The organism is Acinetobacter harbinensis, from assembly GCF_000816495.1.
GTDB lineage: Bacteria > Pseudomonadota > Gammaproteobacteria > Pseudomonadales > Moraxellaceae > Acinetobacter > Acinetobacter harbinensis.
Window position 1 is genome coordinate 1,556,690 of the sequence record NZ_JXBK01000001.1, and the last position, 22,282, is coordinate 1,578,971.

The 22,282-nt window shown below is 41.3% G+C and carries 17 protein-coding genes, 2 tRNA genes, 3 rRNA genes and 1 pseudogene; 12 read left to right on the plus strand and 11 right to left on the minus strand.

Going from position 1 to position 22,282, the window contains the following annotated elements:
- The first annotated feature begins 61 nt into the window (after positions 1-61).
- The 5 genes from SE27_RS07280 (at position 62) to rrf (ending at position 5,523) form a co-directional block, all read left to right on the plus strand.
- Positions 62-1,601: ribosomal RNA gene (locus tag SE27_RS07280) — 16S ribosomal RNA — on the plus strand.
- Between the two features lie 60 nt (positions 1,602-1,661).
- Positions 1,662-1,738 (plus strand) — tRNA-Ile (locus SE27_RS07285).
- A gap of 82 nt (positions 1,739-1,820) precedes the next feature.
- Positions 1,821-1,896: transfer RNA gene (locus tag SE27_RS07290), tRNA-Ala, on the plus strand.
- Between the two features lie 438 nt (positions 1,897-2,334).
- Positions 2,335-5,229, plus strand: a 23S ribosomal RNA gene (locus SE27_RS07295).
- 179 nt (positions 5,230-5,408) lie between these two features.
- Positions 5,409-5,523 (plus strand): 5S ribosomal RNA (gene rrf, locus SE27_RS07300).
- Together the 16S, 23S and 5S rRNA genes with 2 tRNA genes alongside form the textbook arrangement of a ribosomal RNA operon.
- 118 nt (positions 5,524-5,641) lie before the next feature.
- Here rrf and SE27_RS13665 read toward each other — a convergent pair.
- The 6 genes and pseudogenes from SE27_RS13665 to SE27_RS07330 all read right to left on the minus strand — a co-directional run bounded on the left by SE27_RS13665 (position 5,642) and on the right by SE27_RS07330 (position 10,840).
- A pseudogene (locus SE27_RS13665) lies at positions 5,642-6,437 on the minus strand (IS5 family transposase).
- Between the two features lie 356 nt (positions 6,438-6,793).
- On the minus strand, positions 6,794-7,327 hold the full coding sequence (locus SE27_RS07310; RefSeq protein ID WP_039622165.1) for a lytic transglycosylase domain-containing protein: 534 nt from the start codon (positions 7,325-7,327) through the stop codon (positions 6,794-6,796).
- A 239-nt stretch (positions 7,328-7,566) separates the two neighbouring features.
- Positions 7,567-8,109: a type 1 glutamine amidotransferase domain-containing protein gene (locus SE27_RS07315; protein WP_039622167.1), complete on the minus strand. Its 543-nt coding sequence runs from the start codon at positions 8,107-8,109 to the stop codon at positions 7,567-7,569.
- Positions 8,110-8,364: 255 nt separating this feature from the next.
- The gene (locus tag SE27_RS07320; protein ID WP_039622169.1) at positions 8,365-8,850 is read right to left on the minus strand and encodes a GNAT family N-acetyltransferase; all 486 of its coding nucleotides are present in this window, start codon (positions 8,848-8,850) and stop codon (positions 8,365-8,367) included.
- A 148-nt stretch (positions 8,851-8,998) separates the two neighbouring features.
- On the minus strand, positions 8,999-10,372 hold the full coding sequence (locus SE27_RS07325) for an ABC1 kinase family protein (protein ID WP_039622171.1): 1,374 nt from the start codon (positions 10,370-10,372) through the stop codon (positions 8,999-9,001).
- Between the two features lie 165 nt (positions 10,373-10,537).
- The gene (locus SE27_RS07330) at positions 10,538-10,840 is read right to left on the minus strand and encodes a hypothetical protein (protein ID WP_039622173.1); all 303 of its coding nucleotides are present in this window, start codon (positions 10,838-10,840) and stop codon (positions 10,538-10,540) included.
- Positions 10,841-11,043: 203 nt separating this feature from the next.
- On the opposite strand from SE27_RS07330, the gene SE27_RS07335 reads away from it, so the two are divergent.
- From SE27_RS07335 to aroC, 3 genes are all read left to right on the plus strand, one after another.
- A complete protein-coding gene (locus SE27_RS07335) occupies positions 11,044-11,424 on the plus strand; it encodes a lysozyme inhibitor LprI family protein (protein ID WP_039622175.1) in 381 nt (126 codons plus the stop codon).
- Positions 11,425-11,527: 103 nt separating this feature from the next.
- Positions 11,528-12,529, plus strand: coding sequence for a 50S ribosomal protein L3 N(5)-glutamine methyltransferase (gene prmB, locus SE27_RS07340; protein WP_256938987.1), 1,002 nt, complete (start codon positions 11,528-11,530; stop codon positions 12,527-12,529).
- Between the two features lie 12 nt (positions 12,530-12,541).
- Complete coding sequence (aroC, locus tag SE27_RS07345) at positions 12,542-13,636, plus strand: chorismate synthase (protein ID WP_039622178.1); 1,095 nt, start codon at positions 12,542-12,544, stop codon at positions 13,634-13,636.
- A gap of 159 nt (positions 13,637-13,795) precedes the next feature.
- Here aroC and SE27_RS07350 read toward each other — a convergent pair whose 3' ends face one another.
- The gene (locus SE27_RS07350) at positions 13,796-14,446 is read right to left on the minus strand and encodes an A1S_1983 family putative colistin resistance protein (protein ID WP_039622180.1); all 651 of its coding nucleotides are present in this window, start codon (positions 14,444-14,446) and stop codon (positions 13,796-13,798) included.
- 99 nt (positions 14,447-14,545) lie between these two features.
- Here SE27_RS07350 and ispF point away from each other — a divergent pair, with 99 nt between their 5' ends.
- Complete coding sequence (gene ispF, locus SE27_RS07355; RefSeq protein WP_039622181.1) at positions 14,546-15,037, plus strand: 2-C-methyl-D-erythritol 2,4-cyclodiphosphate synthase; 492 nt, start codon at positions 14,546-14,548, stop codon at positions 15,035-15,037.
- Here the strand turns inward: ispF and SE27_RS07360 are convergent.
- The 3 genes from SE27_RS07360 to SE27_RS07370 form a co-directional block, all read right to left on the minus strand.
- Positions 15,025-15,549 (minus strand): protein tyrosine phosphatase family protein, encoded by a 525-nt coding sequence (locus tag SE27_RS07360; protein ID WP_039622183.1) that lies wholly within the window; start codon positions 15,547-15,549, stop codon positions 15,025-15,027. The two genes, ispF and SE27_RS07360, sit on opposite strands and share 13 nt — an antisense overlap.
- 63 nt (positions 15,550-15,612) lie before the next feature.
- On the minus strand, positions 15,613-16,704 hold the full coding sequence (locus tag SE27_RS07365; protein ID WP_052251714.1) for a 3-deoxy-7-phosphoheptulonate synthase: 1,092 nt from the start codon (positions 16,702-16,704) through the stop codon (positions 15,613-15,615).
- 125 nt (positions 16,705-16,829) lie between these two features.
- On the minus strand, positions 16,830-17,720 hold the full coding sequence (locus tag SE27_RS07370) for a sulfite exporter TauE/SafE family protein (RefSeq protein WP_039622185.1): 891 nt from the start codon (positions 17,718-17,720) through the stop codon (positions 16,830-16,832).
- A gap of 215 nt (positions 17,721-17,935) precedes the next feature.
- On the opposite strand from SE27_RS07370, the gene lpxB reads away from it, so the two are divergent.
- On the plus strand, positions 17,936-19,132 hold the full coding sequence (lpxB, locus tag SE27_RS07375) for a lipid-A-disaccharide synthase (RefSeq protein ID WP_039622187.1): 1,197 nt from the start codon (positions 17,936-17,938) through the stop codon (positions 19,130-19,132).
- On the opposite strand, the gene SE27_RS07380 is transcribed toward lpxB, so the two are convergent.
- Positions 19,119-20,057 (minus strand): AraC family transcriptional regulator, encoded by a 939-nt coding sequence (locus SE27_RS07380; protein ID WP_039622189.1) that lies wholly within the window; start codon positions 20,055-20,057, stop codon positions 19,119-19,121. The genes lpxB and SE27_RS07380 overlap by 14 nt on opposite strands.
- 191 nt (positions 20,058-20,248) lie before the next feature.
- Between SE27_RS07380 and SE27_RS07385 the strand changes: the two genes are divergently transcribed.
- Both SE27_RS07385 and ybaK read left to right on the plus strand, forming a co-directional pair.
- The gene (locus SE27_RS07385) at positions 20,249-21,463 is read left to right on the plus strand and encodes an alkane 1-monooxygenase (RefSeq protein WP_039622191.1); all 1,215 of its coding nucleotides are present in this window, start codon (positions 20,249-20,251) and stop codon (positions 21,461-21,463) included.
- Positions 21,464-21,713: 250 nt separating this feature from the next.
- On the plus strand, positions 21,714-22,184 hold the full coding sequence (gene ybaK, locus SE27_RS07390) for a Cys-tRNA(Pro) deacylase (protein ID WP_039622193.1): 471 nt from the start codon (positions 21,714-21,716) through the stop codon (positions 22,182-22,184).
- The last annotated feature ends 98 nt before the right edge of the window (positions 22,185-22,282 follow it).

Consider the following 22,282-nt stretch of genomic DNA (forward strand, 5'->3'; position numbering starts at 1 on the left):
AGATTTGTCAGACAATTGATGAGCCAAGATTGGTGCCCTTTAAGGCACTAGAAATGATATTTAACTGAAGAGTTTGATCATGGCTCAGATTGAACGCTGGCGGCAGGCTTAACACATGCAAGTCGAGCGGGGAAGAGTAGCTTGCTACTTAACTTAGCGGCGGACGGGTGAGTAATACTTAGGAATCTACCTAATAGTGGGGGACAACATCTCGAAAGGGATGCTAATACCGCATACGCCCTACGGGGGAAAGCAGGGGACTCTTCGGAGCCTTGCGCTAATAGATGAGCCTAAGTCGGATTAGCTAGTTGGTGGGGTAAAGGCCTACCAAGGCGACGATCTGTAGCGGGTCTGAGAGGATGATCCGCCACACTGGGACTGAGACACGGCCCAGACTCCTACGGGAGGCAGCAGTGGGGAATATTGGACAATGGGGGGAACCCTGATCCAGCCATGCCGCGTGTGTGAAGAAGGCCTTTTGGTTGTAAAGCACTTTAAGCGAGGAGGAGGCTCCCAGTATTAATACTACTGGAGAGTGGACGTTACTCGCAGAATAAGCACCGGCTAACTCTGTGCCAGCAGCCGCGGTAATACAGAGGGTGCAAGCGTTAATCGGATTTACTGGGCGTAAAGCGTGCGTAGGTGGCCAATTAAGTCAAATGTGAAATCCCCGAGCTTAACTTGGGAATTGCATTCGATACTGGTTGGCTAGAGTATGGGAGAGGATGGTAGAATTCCAGGTGTAGCGGTGAAATGCGTAGAGATCTGGAGGAATACCGATGGCGAAGGCAGCCATCTGGCCTAATACTGACACTGAGGTACGAAAGCATGGGGAGCAAACAGGATTAGATACCCTGGTAGTCCATGCCGTAAACGATGTCTACTAGCCGTTGGGGTCTTTGAGACTTTAGTGGCGCAGCTAACGCGATAAGTAGACCGCCTGGGGAGTACGGTCGCAAGACTAAAACTCAAATGAATTGACGGGGGCCCGCACAAGCGGTGGAGCATGTGGTTTAATTCGATGCAACGCGAAGAACCTTACCTGGTCTTGACATAGTAAGAACTTTCCAGAGATGGATTGGTGCCTTCGGGAGCTTACATACAGGTGCTGCATGGCTGTCGTCAGCTCGTGTCGTGAGATGTTGGGTTAAGTCCCGCAACGAGCGCAACCCTTTTCCTTATTTGCCAGCGGGTTAAGCCGGGAACTTTAAGGATACTGCCAGTGACAAACTGGAGGAAGGCGGGGACGACGTCAAGTCATCATGGCCCTTACGACCAGGGCTACACACGTGCTACAATGGTCGGTACAAAGGGTTGCTACCTAGCGATAGGATGCTAATCTCAAAAAGCCGATCGTAGTCCGGATTGGAGTCTGCAACTCGACTCCATGAAGTCGGAATCGCTAGTAATCGCGGATCAGAATGCCGCGGTGAATACGTTCCCGGGCCTTGTACACACCGCCCGTCACACCATGGGAGTTTGTTGCACCAGAAGTAGGTAGTCTAACCGCAAGGAGGACGCTTACCACGGTGTGGCCGATGACTGGGGTGAAGTCGTAACAAGGTAGCCGTAGGGGAACCTGCGGCTGGATCACCTCCTTAACGAAAGATTGACGATTGGTAAGAATCCACAACAAGTTGTTCTTCATACGATGTATCTGAGGGTCTGTAGCTCAGTTGGTTAGAGCACACGCTTGATAAGCGTGGGGTCACAAGTTCAAATCTTGTCAGACCCACCAATCTAACGAACTTAAAGATTGATGAAGCAATTCATTGAACTTGAGTAACAGATAAACAGATAGATCAAATCTAATGATAGCTGGGGACTTAGCTTAGTTGGTAGAGCGCCTGCTTTGCACGCAGGAGGTCAACGGTTCGACTCCGTTAGTCTCCACCAAATTTCAAGATCAGAAAAGCATGCTTTTCCTTGAAATTTAAGCAAGAAGCTTTGCTTCGCGCAGACTATAAGTCTATAGATTATAGAACTTAATAAAAGAAACCTAGTGTTTAAGTTTATTAAGTTCTGTGATTTATCACAGCGTTAAACATGACCTGACGAAGGCATGTTAACTCATTAACAGATTGGCAAATTTGAGTTGAAATAATTGTTTAACTCAGAACTGATTTTGAATTCAGTTTTAATCGATTGTCACTATTTATAGTGATGTGAGGTTAAAGTTGAATGAAGATAAAGAACTGAGCACTAGCGAATTAACTGAATCAAGCGTTTTGGTAATATTAAGATTGAAGCTGTACCGTGCTTAAGTGCACAAGACTTTGAACGATAAGTTGTAAACACTCACTTGTAGGTGTTGACGACTGTTTGGGGTTGTATAGTCAAGTAATTAAGTGCATGTGGTGGATGCCTTGGCAGTCAGAGGCGATGAAAGACGTAATAGCCTGCGAAAAGCTCCGGGGAGGCGGCAAATATCCTGTGATCCGGAGATTTCTGAATGGGGAAACCCACTTACCATAAGGTAGGTATTGCATGATGAATACATAGTCATGCAAAGCGAACGGGGGGAAGTGAAACATCTCAGTACCCCTAGGAAAAGAAATCAATTGAGATTCCCTTAGTAGCGGCGAGCGAACGGGGACCAGCCCATTAAGTTATCTAAGTTCTAGTGGAATGCTCTGGGAAGTGCAACCATAGTGGGTGATAGTCCTGTACACGAAAGGGCTTAGATAATGATGTCGAGTAGGGCGAGGCACGTGAAACCTTGTCTGAATATGGGGGGACCATCCTCCAAGGCTAAATACTCCTGACTGACCGATAGTGAACCAGTACCGTGAGGGAAAGGCGAAAAGAACCCCTGTGAGGGGAGTGAAATAGATCCTGAAACCGCATGCATACAAGCAGTGGGAGCCGACTTGTTCGGTGACTGCGTACCTTTTGTATAATGGGTCAGCGACTTATATTCAGTAGCGAGGTTAACCGTATAGGGGAGCCGTAGAGAAATCGAGTCTTAATAGGGCGCATTAGTTGCTGGGTATAGACCCGAAACCAGGTGATCTATCCATGAGCAGGTTGAAGGTTGGGTAACACTAACTGGAGGACCGAACCCACCGTCGTTGAAAAGCCGGGGGATGACTTGTGGATAGGGGTGAAAGGCTAATCAAACTTGGTGATAGCTGGTTCTCCCCGAAAGCTATTTAGGTAGCGCCTCGGACGAATACCATTGGGGGTAGAGCACTGTTTCGGCTAGGGGGTCATCCCGACTTACCAAACCGATGCAAACTCCGAATACCAATGAGTACTATCCGGGAGACAGACTGCGGGTGCTAACGTCCGTAGTCAAGAGGAAAACAATCCAGACCGCCAGCTAAGGCCCCAAAATTATAGTTAAGTGGGAAACGATGTGGGAAGGCATAGACAGCTAGGAGGTTGGCTTAGAAGCAGCCATCCTTTAAAGAAAGCGTAATAGCTCACTAGTCGAGTCGGCCTGCGCGGAAGATGTAACGGGGCTAAAACTATATGCCGAAGCTGCGGATTTACAATTTATTGTAAGTGGTAGGGGAGCGTTCTGTAAGCCGATGAAGGTGGATTGAGAAGTCTGCTGGAGGTATCAGAAGTGCGAATGCTGACGTGAGTAACGACAATGCGAGTGAAAAACTCGCACGCTGAAAGACCAAGGGTTCCAGTCCAACGTTAATCGGGGCTGGGTGAGTCGACCCCTAAGGCGAGGCCGAGAGGCGTAGTCGATGGGAAATTGGTTAATATTCCAATACTTCTGTGTAATGCGATGAGAGGACGGAGAAGGTTAAGTCAGCCTGGCGTTGGTTGTCCAGGTGAAAGGCAGTAGGCATGCATCTTAGGCAAATCCGGGGTGCTCTATGCTGAGAGCTGATAGCAAGCTGTACTTGTACAGTGAAGTGGCTGATACCATACTTCCAAGAAAAGTCTCTAAGCTTCAGTTACACAGGAATCGTACCCTAAACCGACACAGGTGGTCAGGTCGAGTAGACCAAAGCGCTTGAGAGAACTCTGCTGAAGGAACTAGGCAAAATGGTACCGTAACTTCGGGAGAAGGTACGCTGCCGACGGTGATTCCCCTCGCGGGATGAGCGGTTGGCAGCCACAGAAACCAGGCCGCTGCAACTGTTTATTAAAAACATAGCACTCTGCAAACACGAAAGTGGACGTATAGGGTGTGATGCCTGCCCGGTGCTGGAAGGTTAATTGATGGGGTTAGCGTAAGCGAAGCTCTTGATCGAAGCCCCAGTAAACGGCGGCCGTAACTATAACGGTCCTAAGGTAGCGAAATTCCTTGTCGGGTAAGTTCCGACCTGCACGAATGGCATAATGATGGCGGCGCTGTCTCCAGCAGAGACTCAGTGAAATCGAAATCGCCGTGAAGATGCGGTGTACCCGCGGCTAGACGGAAAGACCCCGTGAACCTTTACTGCAGCTTGACATTGAACTTTGATCTTACTTGTGTAGGATAGGTGGGAGGCTTTGAAACTTGGACGCTAGTTCAAGTGGAGCCAATCTTGAAATACCACCCTGGTAATATTGAGGTTCTAACTCTGCTCCATAATCTGGAGCGAGGACCATGTCTGGTGGGTAGTTTGACTGGGGCGGTCTCCTCCTAAAGAGTAACGGAGGAGTACGAAGGTGCGCTCAGCGTGGTCGGAAATCACGCGTAGAGTATAAAGGCAAAAGCGCGCTTAACTGCGAGACCCACAAGTCGAGCAGGTACGAAAGTAGGTCTTAGTGATCCGGTGGTTCTGTATGGAAGGGCCATCGCTCAACGGATAAAAGGTACTCTGGGGATAACAGGCTGATACCGCCCAAGAGTTCATATCGACGGCGGTGTTTGGCACCTCGATGTCGGCTCATCTCATCCTGGGGCTGAAGCAGGTCCCAAGGGTATGGCTGTTCGCCATTTAAAGAGGTACGCGAGCTGGGTTTAGAACGTCGTGAGACAGTTCGGTCCCTATCTACCGTGGGCGTTGGAAATTTGAGAGGATCTGCTCCTAGTACGAGAGGACCAGAGTGGACGAACCTCTGGTGTACCGGTTGTCACGCCAGTGGCATCGCCGGGTAGCTATGTTCGGAAGGGATAACCGCTGAAAGCATCTAAGCGGGAAGCCTTCCTCAAGATAAGATTTCCCAAGGACTATATGTCCTCTAAAGAGCCGTTGAAGACTACAACGTTGATAGGTTGGATGTGGAAGTGCAGTGATGCATGAAGCTGACCAATACTAATTACTCGTGAGGCTTGACTATACAACACCCAAACAGTTGTATGACTTCACTTAATATCCAAATATAACTTGATTTAGTTAATCAAACGCTAGACAATATTCAACTCAAACAGCCCAATCTGTTCAAGATTTGGAAAAAGCAATGGCGCAAGGAACATCGTTCCTCAAATAAGACCAAAGCAAGTATCCATAAACAGTTGTGCTGGCGACAATAGCAAGAGTGAACCACCTGATCCCTTCCCGAACTCAGAAGTGAAACCTCTTCGCGCTGATGGTAGTGTGGGGTTACCCATGTGAGAGTAAGTCATCGCCAGCTCATTATTCCTAAAAACACCCCCAACAGCAGTTGGGGGTGTTTTTTTATGGGGAAATTTAAATAGATAAAGAAAGATAAAGATATATATAGATATGTTGCAAAGTTGATTTAAGAGCATCTAATTCATCATTCCTGCAATTAAATTCATTCTTAAACCAAATCGTTTCCATCTATTCCTATAGCGTTCTATTAATATCCGAAGATGCTTAAGTTGGCAGTTGATATGTTCAATGGCTATCCTACGCCGACTGATTTCTTTGTTGATCTGTTTTGTTATTTGGGGTAATGAAATATTCTTGGATTTCTTGATTGGAATAAGTAGCTTACTCTTAATTTGATGAAATCCTTTATAGGTTAAATCTACTATAACACAATGATAAATAACCAATTTTTTCACATGTTTGCGTGCAATCGTCAGATCATGTTTTCTGCCACTTTCTATCTGAATACTGACTATTTGCTTTAACTTTGGATTGAAAATCACTTGTGTTTTTAGGGTATGTTTCTTCTTTTTACTGCTATAGAATTTTATTTTTTTTTTGAGCGCTTAATTTTTGACTCTGTGACATCAACGATCACATAATCACACTCATTAAAACTTTGATTTCTTTTAGGCAAGGCAAAAATTCGTGACTGAATCAGAGCTTTTTAACTTTCTGAATAGTGCGATTTACATTACTTTCAGCGAGATTATAGTCAGCAGATAACTCAATTTGAGTTCTATAACAACATAAGTAGTTTAAAGTTAACAACAATTGATCCGCTAAATGCAAAGAATGAGGCCTTCCAGATTTTTTCTTTGCAAGTTCAGCTTGTTGTAATACTGAGATCGTTTTTAAGGATAGCGGACAAGGAACTCTCACGAGTCTTTTAAATTCCCCATCATTGAATCGAGTTGAATTTTCATATTTCATGGGGCTAGTATAAACAATTTTTTACTTTCGCAAGAGGTCTATTGAACCAGAGAGTTTTTAAATTCTTGAATAATATCATTTTCATTGCTTCTATAGTGCGCAGATAAATTGATTATCTAGGCTCAAAGAATGAGCTTTTGAGATTTTTTCTGCCAATTTAAGCTTATCGTAATACGAATAACATCTTTAAGAACAGAACACGGGGAAACTCAACCCCAACGAGTCGCTTAAATACCTCATTATTAAATCGAATTAAATTTTCATATGATCAGTATAAATAATTTTTTACTTTCGCAAGAGGTTTACTATTGCTAATAAGAATTCTGAACTATTTTTTGAGTTACAACTCATCTTGCTTATAAAGCTTTTTTTAATAAGATTTGATGCTGCTTAACTTGATGTGCATATTTTTTACCTTGTTTTTTCATTCTTCGATTAGAATTATAACCTGTAGGGCCTACATTATAATAAGCAAGTGCTTTGGGCCAACTTCCTGCTTTGTTATTATAGGAGGCTAAAATATAGGTGCCACAATTAATATTATTATATTCTTGAATAAGATCGCCAGGACAGCTAGATTGCCAATAACGTGGAATAACTTGAGTAAGCCCTACAGCGCCTGCTGGTGAGATGGCATAATTTCTATAGCTAGATTCTTGACGAATTAATGCCGCCAGTAATATAGGATCTACTTTGTATTTATCAGCACTTTGTACAATAATAGGTGATACACGATTGGCTGTATTATATTCAACAGAATATGCTTTTTGTATACCTTTGGATAGTTTTGCTGATCGTTTGGCAATTGATCCAGAACCTAAAGATGAGCAACCCGTAAATGTGATTGCAACAATCACTGTAGTCATAAGTTTTAAAGAGTGAAAATTCATCTTAGAAAACTCTAAACGTAAATTAGATAAAAAATGATCAATTAACAAAAGTACAAACCGCAAAATAAAATCTATATAAGCCTATGCTAGTAGGCTGAGTGGTTTGAGTCAATACAATTACTTTATCGGATTATATTGATTGGTGAAGTATTGAGTATTAGCTCAGCATTAATGACTTTATATTATCAGTAGTGATCAGTCCCATTCTATTCATGGGACTGATCATCTAAAATAAAGTTTTAACTATCCAATTCTTTTAAAATAGCCTGATTAAAAGCAGGGATATCATCTGGAGAGCGCGAAGTAATTAAGGGCCAATTATTGGTATTACAGCGATGAACTTCCTCATTTACCCAATGTGCACCCGCATTTTCGAGATCCAGTTTTATACTTTTATAAGAGGTGAGGTTTTTATCTTTAATTCTCTCAGCATTGATAAGTACCCAAGGTCCATGGCAGATAATTGCAATTGGCTTGGCGTTGTCAGTAAAATGCTGAATAATTTTATGTGCATCCTCATTTAATCGCAGCGTATCTGCATTTACAGTTCCTCCAGGAATCACCAAAATATCATAGTCTTCTGCAGACACTGTCGATAACGTGGTTTGCGGTATATAAGAGGTCGCCGGCTCTTTATCACCTTTCACCGTATGTACCTCTTTTTGTTCTTCTGCAGCATGAATCACTTCGATTCCTTTGGATTGTAGAAACTCAAGCGGTTTCATCAGTTCGTCTTGTTCTACGCCGACGTTAGAAGTAATAAATAATGCTTTTTTAGACATTTTGATGATCCTAACTATTGATTCAATTGATTACCTTAGCAAGCTGCGCAAAAGAGGCTGTACACATTTCAGCTTATTATTGTAAAAGTTTGAAAAAATAGAGCTTAAAAATAAGTTGCATATCTTCATGCTGCCTGAGCTTTATAGTTTAATTAATAATTAGATCGGCTAACATTCATATCTGCTATTTTCGTAAGGAAATGCTGACATCAACTTATTTTTATTTTAAAGCTAAGTGTTGATATAAAAATTAAATTAGAGTTCTTTTTTCATCCAGATTTCACAGGCATGACTATGGCCTGTATTGCCTAAAGGATGATGAAGATAGATAAAGCCTAATTTTTCATAAAGTTTCAGGGCTTGTTTTAGTTGTTGAGTGGTTTCTAAATAACATACTTTAAAGCCATGTTGTGCTGCAAAATCAAAAGCATGTTCTAATAATTGTTTCGCTAACCCTAAACCGCGTATTTTTGGCAAAAAATACATTTTTTGAATTTCTAGAATTGAGCTGTCACCTTTTAGTTTAGAAATACCACCACCGCCAAATATTTCTCCATGTTCATTTTCAACTACCCAATATTGAGCATAGGCCTGTGTATATACAGTGTATAAATCATCTAAAATAGGGTCTGCTACTGCAAAACCTAATTCAGGTGCAAGTCCAAACTCTTTAGAGGTTTCACGGATAATATGCGCAATTTGAGCATTATCTTGGGGTTGGATTGGTCGAAGATGATACATAAATTCAATGACTACCCATAAAAAAGGAGCGTTATAAGCAAAAATGGAACTTTGTTAGGTTGTATGTTTTAAAAATACAAATCTATTTTTAAATAAAATGAACCAAGTCATCAGAATGATCAAAGAAGATCATTCTGATAATAAAATCTTATAAGAATTTCGCCACCATTTTACGTACATTGGTTTTGGCATCAATTACGGTCATAAAGGTATAGGCGCCAATGAATTTACGGCTAATAAACATAAATTCTTTAGGCGGAACACTGAAATAACGAGAAGCAATAGATTTGGATGCGCGTTGCATCACACGGCTATGTAATTGACTTTTTTTCCAATCATAACGCTGATGTTCATCAATCACGCCACTTGGTAAGTCTGGATTATTTAAAATGGTGCTAAAGGCCTCTGTGGCCAATAAGAAGACTTTGGCCATATCTGGTTTGGTGCTTACGGGAATTGAGTCGAAAAACTCATAACCCGTCATCGCTTTGACCATTTCATCAAGATTATGATGATAACCGGCTTTAATTAAGTTGCGCGCCACTGTCAATAAATGATCATCAAATTGTCGAATCGCCCCAAAATCTAACAGAACAATTTTATCTTGAATGTCATCTGCATTGCCTAAACGAACCAAATAATTGCCAAAATTTGGATCTGTTTGCATTTCACCCCATTCAAAAATTTCACGAACAGCAATTTCTAAAGACGCTTCACCCAATTGATTGCGACGTTCTTGGGGTAACGACAGCATTACGGGGCTATTAATTGGCACACCGCGCTCAAAAGTCATACATAAAATTTGATCGCTACAATATTCCTCAATGATACGCGGTACAACATAGCGCGGATCATCTTTTAAGCGTTCTGCAAAACGACGCGTGGTGTCTGCTTCAGTTTGATAGTTCACTTCGCGGTGCATCATCTCACGCACTTCATCGAACCATTGATCAAATTCACGTGTTTGCGGCACCATACGCGTCAGTTTAAGCATATTTTTAAACAGGCTCATATCTGAATCTATGGCATCGGCCACGCCCGGATATTGAATTTTAAGCACGATTTCTAAGCCGTCAGATTTACGTGTGGCACGATGTACTTGTGCTAAAGAAGCCGTACCCAGTGGCTCCCGATCAATGGTTAGATCATTGAGTTTTGCACCTAATTGTTGTTCTAAGTGGGTTTTAATAGCCGGCCAAGCCAGTGCGATGGTTTGATTGTTTAACGTGTTCAGTGCTTGAGTAATTTCTTCAGGTAAAAAATGTTCACCATAAAGCGCCATCATTTGCCCAATTTTAACGATAGAGCCTTTTAATTTTCCAATTTCAGAAACCAGATAATCTGCCTGCTCTTTGGTGGCTTTTTTGCGTTTTTTTTCTTTTTCTGCATCACTGGAGAATATCGTGGTTGCACTAGAAGCCGCCCATCGCGTTCCTGCTAGTAACGAGGCTTTGGCAAGAGATAAGCGTCGATCCATAGAGGAAGTTTTGAGTTGTTTAAGCTTGTCGTTCTGATCTGACATTAAACAAAATCCTTTAATCAGCAAGTCGCAGAATAATTAATTGTAACGGATATTACCGCTTATTCGCGTATTAAAAAAGTTCAAGCTCGTGAATGAAGCGTTAAAAAGCATAAACATATTAAACTATTGACGGTTAAAGAGCAGTTGCAAGATAAAATCATTTTATCAGCGAAATTGAATTTTAATATTGCTCTTTTGCTTTAGCATCGTTGCGTGCTCTTGAATGTGTTTTAAAATCATGTTTTGAACGGTGTCATGCGTAAAACCCAAAGAATAACCTTTCACAATGATAATACTGGGTAAGCTAAAGAATAAATAGCGAGCATCTTCTAGAGAAGGCGCTGTATAGATAGCATGCTCAATTAACAATTGTTGGAAGAATTTTTTTTCCTTCTCAACTTGAGCAGAGTGAGTGTCATTCCAGTATTTTTCACGCATTGCCATTAAATTGTTATGTTTGTAGCTCATCAGAATCAGCATTTAAACGAAGAATTTAAACTAATATGAGGGCATTTTAAGTAGATTCAATCTCTAAGCGCTTTGAAGTTAGAATTGTCATAAAGACCGGCCTTTCATGTGATAGAAATTTATTTCTGCTTGCTGTAATATCGCGCAATAAACAAAACAATAGTATTTGTAATTGAATCATTTAGCGTAAATAGGGGAATAGTATGCAGTGGGCAATACCAATCATGCTGAGCATGGCAGCTTTGGCTTCAAATTCAGTTTGGGCTCAAGGATACTCAGAGGAATATAAACAGTGTCTAAATAGTTCTTATGGACAAGCCAGCACCATTAAAAAGTGTGTAGATAAAGAGTTAAAAGCTCAAGAAAAGCTTTTAGAAACCTATTATAAAAAATATTTAAAACATAGTGACACATATCGCAATAATATTGAGCAGCAACATCAGGTGTGGGGAAACCGAGTGAAGCAACAATGTTATTCAAAAGTGACTTCAAGTTATGTGGAGCTGCAACAGGCAAAATGTGTCTTAGAAATGACCATGCAGCGCGCTTACTATTATGAAACTAAGCAATTGGTGTATAGATAATTGCTGTGAAACGGTGGGTAAGGTTATAAAAAAATATTAAAACAAGGTATCATAAGGCGTTTTGAAAAATTTGACCTTGGAGACGCCTTAAGTGGATGATCAACTGACCATTAGCCCTGAACATTTGCAGGAAGCCGCTGAAAACCTTACCACTATTCGAGATTTTATTCGTTTTGGTGTTTCAGCTCTACGTCAATACGATGCACACTTGGGTCAAGGTACGGAAGACTTTTTTGCTGAAAGTTCGGCTTTAGTCTTGCAAACATTGGCATTGGACTGGAGTGCTAATCCAGAGATTTTAGATGCGAAATTGCTGCCAAGTGAAAAAGCGGAGTTCATTAGTTTATTGGAGCGTCGTATCAATGAAAAAGTGCCGACCTCTTATTTGTTGAATCTTGCGTATTTCTGCGGAAAACCGTATTACGTTGATGAGCGTGTGCTTATTCCACGTTCACCAATTGCTGAACTTATTACGCAGCGTTTCGCACCGTACTGCTTAGATGAAAATGGTTTAATGCGTGAAGCTTTAAACAATTTACCTGAAAATGAACAGGCGAAAATGCCACGTCGTATTTTAGATATGTGTACAGGTTCAGGTTGTATTGCCATTGCCTTGGCGGATGCTTTTCCTGAGTCTGAAGTGGACGCCACCGATATTTCTAAAGAAGCGTTAGAAGTGGCGTCTATTAATGCAGAACATCACAATATGCAATATCAAGTTGCATTGATGGAATCTGATCTTTTTGCAAAAATTCCTGCTGAAAATCAATATGATTTAATTGTGTCAAATCCTCCTTATGTTGATGCTGAAGACATGGCGGATTTACCCGCTGAATTTTTACATGAACCTGAGCTGGCACTGGCGGCGGGTCAAGATGGTTTAGATTTGGTTCGTAAAATGCTTGCCCAAGCAGCAGATTATTTAACTGAAGATGGCTTAATTGTCATTGAAGTGGGTAATTCTGAATGGGCCATGAAGCAGAATTTTAATACAGTGGATTTTCACTGGTTAACATTCCAAAAAGGCGGCTCGGGTATTTTTGCTTTAACCGCAGCGCAATGCCGTAAATATCGTGATTTATTTGTACAATCTGTTCCAGCATAAGGGGCTTTAAACATGGCAGGTAATAGTATCGGGCAATTGTTCCGTGTAACGACTTGTGGTGAATCTCATGGCGCAGGTTTGATGGCCATTGTCGATGGTGTGCCGCCAGGTTTAGAGTTATCTGAGGCAGATTTACAAAAAGATTTAGACCGTCGTAAACCCGGAACCTCAAAGTTTGCCACACAACGTAAAGAGCCTGATGAAGTTGAAATTATTTCGGGGGTTTTTGAAGGTAAAACCACAGGAACTTCTATTGGTTTATTGATTCGTAATACAGATCAAAAATCTAAAGATTACGGCAATATTGCACAAACTTTTCGTCCTGGTCATGCCGATTATACTTATAGTCAGAAATATGGCTTCCGTGATTATCGGGGTGGTGGACGTTCAAGTGCGCGTGAAACGGCCATGCGGGTTGCGGCAGGCGCAATCGCTAAAAAATATTTGGCTGAAAAATTTGCTATCTTAATTCGCGGTCATGTTACCCAAATTGGCACAGAAAAAGCCGTTAAAGTGGACTGGAATGAAGTCTCCAATAATCCATTTTTCTGTGCTGATATAGAGGCTGTTCCTCGTTTTGAAGCCTTGGTCACCTCTTTGCGTGAGCAAGGTACCAGCTGCGGGGCAAAGCTAGAGATTTTAGCGGAGCATGTCCCTGTAGGTTGGGGTGAACCGGTATTTGATCGTTTAGATGCCGATATTGCCCACGCCATGATGAGTATTAATGCGGTAAAAGGCGTTGAAATTGGGGATGGCTTTGCGGTGGCTGAGCAATTTGGTCATGAAAGCCGTGATGAGTTAACCACAGACGGATTTTTAGCCAATCATGCCGGTGGTATTTTAGGCGGAATTTCAAGTGGTCAAACCATTCGCGTGGCGATTGCACTTAAACCGACGGCCAGTATTACGACAGCGGGCAAAACCATTAATATTGACCGCAAAGATACCGATGTACTCACCAAAGGTCGTCATGATCCTTGCGTTGGTGTACGTGCAACCCCAATTGCTGAAGCGATGTTTGCTATTGTATTGATGGATCATTTTATGCGCCACCGTGCGCAAAATGCCGATGTGGTGGCGCCTTTTGCACCGATTGAGCCTAAATAAAAAGCCAGCGTTATCGGGTTAAATGACTTTGGTTAGCTTGCAATCAATTTTAATTTAAGCTTAAAGCACATAAAAAAACCAGACTTGAAGTCTGGTTTTTTTATGTGCTTCTATTCAAAATTATCTTCAAGTTATAGTTGAATTGAGAAAAGATGAAGCCTAGTCATAAATGCGATACACGCCAACGAACCGTTCACAGCCTTTTTGCTGGGTTTTAACCGATAGAATCGCTTTATTAAAATTAAACTGATATTGGCAATCGTGTTCATTGTCTTTAATTTGATGTTTCTGATTGGTGTCGGTATAGGCCAAGAAAGCCGCACTTTGGCTGTTGGCTTTATTGTTGGGATTGCGATAAGCAATCCCTTCGATTTTAATTTTATCTTTGGTCAGTTGATGCACTTGTAAATGCACAGGAGCATGTGCAATTTGACCCTGTTCAAATCTTAAATAATGGTTGGTCAAACTCTGATTGAGTGAGGTATAAAATTTAAGATCATCACGACGTAGCTCAAATTGTTGTTCGTAACAATTGATACTTTTACATTGCTGTAAGCGTTTAAACCATAAGCTGTGTGTGTCTTCTAATAGACGAATAGGCGCATCACTAATCAATAAAGCAGTTTTATAATCGGTATTTAATTTTTCTCGCGTTTCATTAAAATTTTTGCCACAGATTTTTTTCAGCGTCATACCATTTGAACTTGAACAGTCAATTTTTTCGGCATAAACCATCGGTGAGCATAAACAGCCCACACTGAATAAGGCACTTAATATTTTAGTCAGATTAATATCGGTATTCACCAGCATGATCGCTTATAATTTCACTATATTGCGCTGCCGTAACTATAGCGAAATAGAAAGCGTCAATACAACATCTCAATCATTTATTTATTAAGGATGCCTACAGTGGTCGCACAAATTCGAATTGGTCAGGGAATGGATGTACATGCGTTTGAAGAAGGGGATTTTGTCACTTTAGCGGGCATTAACATTGCACATGAGTATGGTTTAAAAGCGCATTCAGATGGTGATGTGGTGTTACATGCCTTATGTGATGCTTTATTGGGCGCATTGGCTTTAGGTGATATTGGCCAGCATTTTCCGGATACGGATGCAAAATTTAAAGGTGCTGATAGTCGCGTTTTACTGAAACATGTCTATCAGCTGATTTTAGATCGTGGTTATGCATTAAATAATGCTGATATTACCGTGGCGTGTGAACGTCCAAAACTGGCCAAACATACCTTGCAGATGCGTCAGAGCATTGCAGATGTGCTCAATGTGCATGTGACACAAGTTAGCGTCAAAGCCACCACCACTGAAAAATTAGGTTTTACAGGGCGTGAAGAAGGTATTTTAGCAACCGCGACGGTATTAATTTCCCATCAAGCAAAGTGATCGGGATGAATCAAAGAATGTTGCAGTTCTTGGGTCGATTTTCGACCTTGTAGTTGTAATGCAACCGCATGCATCAGGCCAGTCCACGTGTCGTTGGGTTGCCAGATGCTGTGCATTAACGCTTGCGCGCTCGGCATATCGACATCCATGTAGTATTGACGATATAGATACATCAGGCTACTCACATGATAGTTTTTGCTGCAATGAATCCAAACCAATTGTTCTTGAACCAAGTGATGCAGTAAATCTAATGCTAGTAAGCACTGATCGTCGGATGGTGTATCGGTAGAAATAGGCAGTTGAATATAATTTAAACCCAAATCCAAACAGATTTTATCTTCATGCGCTAAGTGTGGTTCTGCATCAGAAAGTGCTAAATTCACAATCGTGGTCACCCCATATTCTTTAATTACTTTTAACTGTTCAGCGGATGGCTGCGCAGAGCTGAATAAACGCGCATGAACAAATTGGAAATTTTCGATATGGCTGAGTGTATGTTCAATTTCATTCATAAGATAAAATTTTCCTAAGGTTAAAGTAGAAACGCCATCTATCAAGATGGCGTTTTAAATCTCTTAGCGATTGGGTAATACGTCTTTAAGTGCTTCATGCATATCAAGTAAGGCTTTTTCGGTGGTTTCCCAGTCGATACAGCCATCAGTCACTGATTTACCATACTCAAGCGCATCTAAATTTTCAGGAATATCCTGACGACCGCCTTTGAGATGGCTTTCCACCATAATACCGACGATGGATTTATTGCCATCTAAAATTTGTTCGGTAATATTTTTTAACACCAATGGTTGTAAGTATGGGTCTTTATTGGAGTTGGCATGACTGGCATCAATCATAATCTTGTTGCTGACTTTGGCTTTGGCTAAAGCATTTTCTGCTTCTGCTACCGAGCCTGCATCATAATTGGGTTTTCCATTGCCACCGCGTAAAACCACATGTGCATACTGATTGCCACTGGTACGAATCACAGAAACTTGACCTTGATCGTTTAGGCCCAAAAAGCTATGACCGTGTTTAACCGATTGCATGGCGTTGGTGGCAACGGTTAAGCCGCCATCAGTGCCATTTTTAAAACCGACCGGCGAGGATAAACCCGATGACATTTCACGATGGGTTTGGCTTTCTGTGGTGCGTGCGCCAATGGCTGACCATGAAATAAGATCTTGATAATATTGCGGTGAGTTCGGGTCAAGGGCTTCAGTTGCACAAGGCAAGCCTTTTTCATTGAGTTCAACCAACAACTGACGACCAATACGCAAACCCTTTTCGATGTTGAACGAGTCGTTCATATCAGGGTCATTGACCAAGCCTTTCCAGCCGACAGTGGTGCGTGGCTTTTCAAAATACACGCGCATCACAATATAAAGGGTGTCTTTGACTTGCTCACTTAAAACTTTTAAGCGATTGGCATATTCATGCGCAGCAACGGTGTCGTGAATGGAACAAGGGCCAATAACGACAAATAGACGCTTGTCCGAACCATCTAAAATATTACGAATGGTTTCACGACCTTTAAGCACTATTTGGTAGGCACTTTCAGTTAAAGGTAACTCTTTTTTTAATTCAGCAGGAGTTACCAAAGGCTGAATGCTTTGTACATTCACGTCATCGATGTCGGATTGTGTAATAGGATTTGACTGTAGTGTATTCATTGCCGTCACTGGTTTGATTATACAAAAGTTTTTTAGTTGCTTGAATATAGCACGATTCAAACGCTAAGTCGGTATACAAAACAGCAATAAATTGCTGAAAAGCACTCATTAATCGTGTAGATAGTTTAACCATTACTTGATTGTGCGAGGGTTAAAACCATCGCCGTTGTTGGTTTTTCAACAGGTTTTACTTTAACGGGATGTAGCATAAAATTAAGACCCAAAGCAAATAAGGTAATCCCTAAAATTTTACGGATCATGCGTTCCGGTAAGCGTGAGCTGATGAGCGTTCCAATAATAATGGCTGGAATGGAGCCGACCAACAACCAACCCAATAAGTGTAAATCTACATTACCTGAGCTTAAGTGTCCAAGCCCTGCCACTAAAGTCAAAAGTACAGCATGTACCACATCTGAGCCAATAATCCGAATCATGGGCAAATGCGGGAACATTAACACCAGAGCCATGATGCCAAAAGCACCGGCACCTACAGATGAAAGCGTGACAAATATGCCCAGCACAATCCCCATCACTACAATATAGACCCGCTTTTCTTTGGCGCGAAGATGAATATTGGCTAAATCTTCGGTCAGCTCTAGAGATTCATTTTGGCGGAATTTGCTAAAGAATTTTTCAATCGAGCCGCGAAACACGATAGAGATACCGGTTAAGGTCAGCATAAAGCCCAACACCATGGTGAGAATGCCTTTATAACTGGCCGATTGACTTAAGTAGTTCTCTAATACCCAGTGCGTGGCTAACGATGCCGGAATACTGCCGACAGCCAGCCAGAGCACAATAGGCCATACAATATTGGTTTTTTTAGCATGTACAATCGAGCCGCAGAATTTGGAAATAGCGGCATATAATAAGTCAGTCCCAATGGCAATATGCGGTTCAATTTTAAACAGGCTAATTAAAATTGGGGTCATTAAAGAGCCGCCACCCACGCCGGTAATACCTACGCAGAAACCGACTAAAACGCCTGCTAAAATAAACTCAAAGGGACCGAACATGGGTAAATGCCAAATATTAAAAACTTAGATATATTAGGGTTTTCTAAGATAAGCTGTTGTCTTGATTGTTGATTTACTTATTCTAAAAAACGCTAAAGTCGGCTGCTGTAACAATGTAGGTCTCGCTTAGTCAGTGTTGATCAGTCAAGTCGCCATTAAACTTTCACATAGATGAACATGCTAAAATACCCGTTATTTTAATGAGGATAATAATCTTGCAAGATCGAAAGCTTAAAATTGGTATGGTGGTGGGAGAGGTATCCGGTGATACGCTGGGTGCAAAGCTCATTCGTAGTTTTCGTGAGCAAGGCATTGATGCTGAATTTGAAGGCATTGGTGGCCCGCAAATGATTGCAGAAGGTTTTAAAAGCTATTATCCGATGGATATTTTATCGGTAATGGGCATTGTTGAAGTGTTAAAAGATATTAAAAAACTCTTTGCAGTACGTGATGGTTTGGTCGAATTGTGGTGCAATAATCCTGTGGATGTATTTATTGGCATTGATGCACCAGACTTTAATTTACGCTTATCTAGAAGCTTAAAACAAAAACAGCTTCCGATTAAAACCGTGCAATATGTCAGTCCATCGGTGTGGGCATGGCGCCAAGGACGTGTACATGGCATTAAAGCCACTATTGACTTGGTGTTGTGTTTATTTCCGTTTGAAAAAGCTTTTTATCAAAAATTTGCGGTACCTGCTGCTTCTGTGGGGCATCCTTTGGCCACTCAACTGCCACTGAAAAATGCTTTAATTGAGGCCAAGCAAGAGCTGGGTTTAAATCCTGCACAAAAGCATATTGCGCTTTTGCCGGGCAGTCGCCGTGGTGAAATTGAACGACTGGCACCAATCGCCTTAGATGCAGCTCAAATCATCAGCACAAAACATCCGGAGTATATTTTCTTAATTCCAGCGATTAATGACGCTCGAAAACAGCAAATTGAAGAGTTATTAAAACAATATCCAGCGGAATTGACTCAGAAAATTCAACTGATGGAAAACACCCATATTGAGTCGAAAATTGGTCGTCAAGTGATGAATGCGGCTGATATTATTGCTTTGGCTTCAGGCACGGCCACTTTAGAGGCGATGCTGTTACATCGCCCGATGGTGACTTTTTATAAACTGAATTGGTTGACCTATTGTGTGGTCAAATTCTTAATTAAAATTCCGTATTATTCGTTGCCCAATATTATTGCCGGCAAAAGAATTATTAAAGAGTTGATTCAAAGTGCTGCCACTGCTGAGAATTTAGCTGCTGAAATTGAAAAATTGATGAATATTGAAACTGCACAAATTCAAGTAATGCAGCATATAACCATGCATAAAAAATTACTTGCAGGCAATAGTGAAGATCCGGTACAGGCTATTTTGCAGATCTTAAAAAAACCCAATGCTCCTAGTGTGGTGTAACTTGCTGAAACTGTTGTCTATACTGGCTAGGGGTTAAATCAAAAAGTCGTTTAAAGGTTTGGCTAAAGGCGGTTTCTGATGAGTAACCGACCCGAGGCGCAATTTGTTGAATAGACAGCAGTCCTTCGCGTAAATGTTGACAGGCCAAGCGAAAACGATACTGCTGCAAATAAGCCAATGGCGTTTCACCGACCATTTGACTAAACAGAGTTGCAAACTTGGAGCGTGACATGCAGCACTGTGCGGCTAAGCGCTCCACCGTCCATGCCTGTTCAGGATGACCATGAATTGCAGCTAAAGCGTTGGCCAGTTCAGTATGCGCCAAGGCACGCAGCCAGTTGTTACTGTCTTGCAATTGGGCAATGTAATCTCGCACGCATTCAATAAATAAAATGCTGACCAAATGATCGAGAATTTTATCGCGTCCGGGGCGCACTTGATGCACTTCAAGCGCTAAAAAATGTAAACCAATTTGTAGCCACTCAGGTGTATTACTGCCGGCAATATGAGGAATGTGAATATACTCGGGCAGAGCATTTAATAGTGGACGCGCCATAATGGTATCAATATGACAGTGTATGGCTAAAATTAAACTGGCTTCACCAGTCGTACTGCCAAACGCAATGGTTTCTTTTGTTTTTTGCTTAAAAAAACCGCTGATATTTAACACATCTACCAAGTTGGATGGATGCTGGCTAGAACAAGTATGCTTTTGCCCTGATGGAATAAGCAGCAAATCGCCAGCTTCAAGTTGCAGCGGCTGAGATGATTCAAGTTGAAGGGTCATTTGACCCGCCAGCACCACATAGCCAATCATGGCATCTGCTTCTTGATAGCGATATGCCCAGTCACCTTGCGGTTTTAAATAAATAAATTCAGATTTATTAAGATGAATATCATCAAAAATTTTACTTAAAGCGTCCATGTATTATCGTTCTATATATTGAGTGAAAATCATAACCAGCTTTCTCTTATATATAGCATCGCCAGTTTTTAATTTAAAGAGTGCGGCCATGTGCAAAGACGTTTGCATAGCTTTTTTGGACGTTTACAACTGTTGTTTAGCGCTCACATAGATAAAGATAAAAGGAGAATAAAAATAGTGGAGTAAGCAAGATGAATGCACCAGTGAATCTAAATCCCAGCGATCTGCAAGCCTTACGGGTAGCAACTGGCTTGGCGCTTGATAAAAAGCGTTATTGGTGGTTACTCAGTCCCGGACTTCCCGTGATTGGCATTGGGATTTTAGCCGGATATTATTTTGGTCCAAAATCAAGTAAGACAGTATTTGCCTTAGGCGGACCATTATTTTTACATGTGATTATTCCTGTGATTGACGCAATAGTCGGTGCAGACAGCAATAATCCTAGCGATGAAGAAGTTTCCGCTTTGGTCAGCGATCCTTACTATGACCGCATTGTAAAATTATTTATTCCCTTACAGATGGCTGCAAACGTTTTCGCAGGTTATGTGGTGAGCCGTCCCAGTACATCTTTACTGGATCAAATACTGCTGGGTGTTTCGATGGGTGCAATTAATGGGGTCGCGGTCAATACGGCACATGAGTTGGCACATCGACCACATAAAAAAGACCATTATTTGGCGCATGCCACATTAATGCCATTATTTTATAATCATTTTCGTATTGAACATCCGTATGGACATCATAAACGCACTGCAACTCCTGAAGATCCGGCATCTTCAAGAATGGGAGAGACTTTTTATGAGTTTTGGCCAAGAACCGTTTTCGGTGGCTTTAAATCAGCCATTGAAATTGAGACGCGCCGATTAAAACGCAAAGGATTGTCTTTTTTTAGCCCACAAAATGAGCTGTTTCAAGGTTGGGCCATGAGTGCCAGTTTTCATGCAGTCATGCTAAAATTATTTGGTAAAAAGATTGTTCCGTATTTGGTAACACAGGCTTTCTATGGGGTCAGCCTCTTTGAAATTGTTAACTATATTGAGCATTATGGTTTAATGCGTGACAAAAAATCGGACGGTGGCTATACGCGTATTCAGCCAGAGCATAGTTGGAATAACAATAACATTACCACCAATTTGTTTTTGTATCAGTTACAGCGCCATTCCGATCATCATGCTTATCCAACGCGTCCATTTCAAGCTTTACGGCATTTTGATGAAGTGCCAGAACTACCCAGTGGCTATGCCACCATGCTGTTACCTGCTTTAGTGCCGTGGTTATGGTTTAAGATCATGGATCAACGGGTATTTGAGCATTATCAAGGCAATTTAGACAAAGCCAATATTCAGCCCAAACGCCGTGCAAAAATTTTTAAAAAATTTGGTTTAATCGATCGATTACTCAACTAAGCTTCGAGTGAAAAAGCGTTCAATAGACAGCAATATCTTGATATATCCTTTCTGTTGAACGTGTTGATTAGACTATGATTCAAATGCATATTGTGTATTTTGCTGATCTGTTTTTGATCAACGTAAAGGTCAAGCATCTTAAAATCAACAATCTCAAAGCTTCTATATAACTAAAAATAGCCTAAGCTTAATGAATTCTATTTTGAAAAAGGCATATAATTGCATAATCAAATCACAAATATGATTCAAAATGACCCCTGCATGTAAAATTTTAAAATCACATAGAATTGAATTTTCGCTGCATGAATATCAGCATGATGTGCATGCAAAAAGTTTTGGTTTAGAAGCAGCAGAAAAGTTAAATTTAGCGGTAAATGAGGTTTTTAAAACCTTATTGGTGACCGATACAAAACATTATTATGTGGCGGTTCTACCGGTTAATTATCAATTAAGTTTAAAGAAAATGGCGGCAGCGGTGGGCGCTAAAAAATTACAAATGGCAGCGCCTAAAGATGCTGAGCGTTTAACCGGTTATTTACTCGGTGGCATTAGCCCGATTGGACAGAAAAAACGTTTAAAAACCATAGTCGATGCTTCAGCTGAACATTTGCCTACCATATACGTCAGTGGGGGTAAACGTGGTTTAGATATTGGCGTACATCCACAAGATTTGCTGAGCGTATTAACCGCGCAATTTGCCGATCTTTTAGATCACGACTAACGAATAAACGCTGCATGGTTTATGGAAATAGAATAATAGATTGAGCTACGCTTTAATTTTTACGTCTATCAATCTAATCATCCAATTGAAAGCCAAGG